The sequence below is a fragment of the Streptomyces sp. NPDC102462 genome, from assembly GCF_044765425.1.
Lineage (GTDB): Bacteria > Actinomycetota > Actinomycetes > Streptomycetales > Streptomycetaceae > Streptomyces.
This window is the reverse complement of sequence record NZ_JBIWKB010000160.1, coordinates 1-1,444: the sequence shown is the minus strand read 5'-3', so window position 1 is coordinate 1,444 and position 1,444 is coordinate 1. Positions and strand designations below refer to the sequence as shown.

The following is a 1,444-nucleotide window of genomic DNA, read 5'->3' as shown; positions in this document are numbered from 1 at the left end:
GTCCTATCTATTGATGTGGGTCTGAACTGGTCATTCGTAAGATCGGTGAGGCCCAGGGGCCCGGGGTATGGCTGTCATGGGTGAGCCGCTGGATGGCTTGAAGGACATGGCCGCTCGGGGCCCCGCGACGACTCGACCGCCAATTGGGAGATGCGACTCGATCGCTGCATAGGACAACGTCGGCGAGGTCGTCTGCTGGGTTGACGTGACGACGAGTTGGCGGAGGTGACCGTGCCCGAGATCTGGGCCGGAGTGGATATCGGCAAGACGCATCACCATGCGATGGTGATCAACGGGGACGGTGAACGGCTGCTGTCCCGCCGGGTCCAGAACGACGAGTCCGAGCTGCTGGGACTGATCGGTGATGTCCTGGCGATATCCAGCGACGTGCTGTGGGCGGTCGACCTCAACCACGGCGGCGCCGCGCTGCTGATCGGTCTGCTGCTCTCGCACGACCAGTCCATGACCTATCTCACCGGTCTTGCCGTGCACCGGGCCTCTGCGTCCTACCGGGGTGAGGGGAAGACGGATGAGCGCGATGCCTTCGTCATCGCCGACCAGGCCCGTGTCCGCCGTGATCTGGGGATGCTGCGGCCCGGGGACGAGGTGGCTGTCGATCTGCGCACGCTGACGACCCGACGGCTGGACGTCGTCTTCGACCGCACCCGGCAGATCAACCGGCTCCGGGCTCAACTCCTGGAGATATTCCCGGCGTTGGAACGGTCGGTGGATCTCATGAAGAAGGGGCACGTGACGCTGCTGACGGGCTACCAGACTCCGGCCGCGATCCGCCGGGCGGGAGCCAATCGCATCGAGAGCTGGCTGAAGAACCGCAAGGTCCGCGGGGCCGCCGCCATCGCCAAGATGGCCGTGGAAGCGGCTCAGGCTCAGATGACCGCGCTGCCCGGCGAGGCTCTGGCCGCCGCTATGGTGGCCCGCCTCGCGAAGGGGGTGATGGCCCTTGACGAGGAGATCGCCGAACTCGACGCCCTCATCGAGGCCCGGTTTCGCGAGCATCCGCATGCCGAAGTGATCCTCAGTCTGCCCGGCATGGGGCCCAAACTCGGGGCCGAGTTCATCGCCACGACCGGCGGCGACATGGACGCCTTCGGCAGCGCCGACCGACTGGCCGGGTTCGCCGGCCTGGCTCCGCAGCCTCGCGACTCTGGCCGCGTCAGCGGAAACCTGCGCAGACCCCGCCGCTATCACCGCGGTCTGCTGCGGGCCATGTACCTGTCGGCAATGGCCAGCCTGCCGGCCTGCCCGGCCTCCAAGGCGTACTACCGGCGCAAGCGGAGCGAGGGCAAGGGACACAAGCAGGCCCTGCTCGCTCTCGCCCGCCGACGCCTCAACGTCCTGTGGGCCATGATCCGTGACGGAGCGTGCTATCACGCTTCACCTACCGTCACGGCTGCGGCTTGACAACACGATTGGGATGTCCTTC

Annotated in this window: 1 protein-coding gene; it reads left to right on the top strand. The window is 66.8% G+C overall.

The window, feature by feature from the left end; translation table 11 throughout:
- Positions 1–225 precede the first annotated feature (225 nt).
- Positions 226–1,422 carry an IS110 family transposase gene (locus tag ACIRFL_RS43835; protein WP_404041372.1) on the top strand — a complete coding sequence of 399 codons (1,197 nt, stop codon included), beginning with the start codon at positions 226–228 and terminating at the stop codon, positions 1,420–1,422.
- The last annotated feature ends 22 nt before the right edge of the window (positions 1,423–1,444 follow it).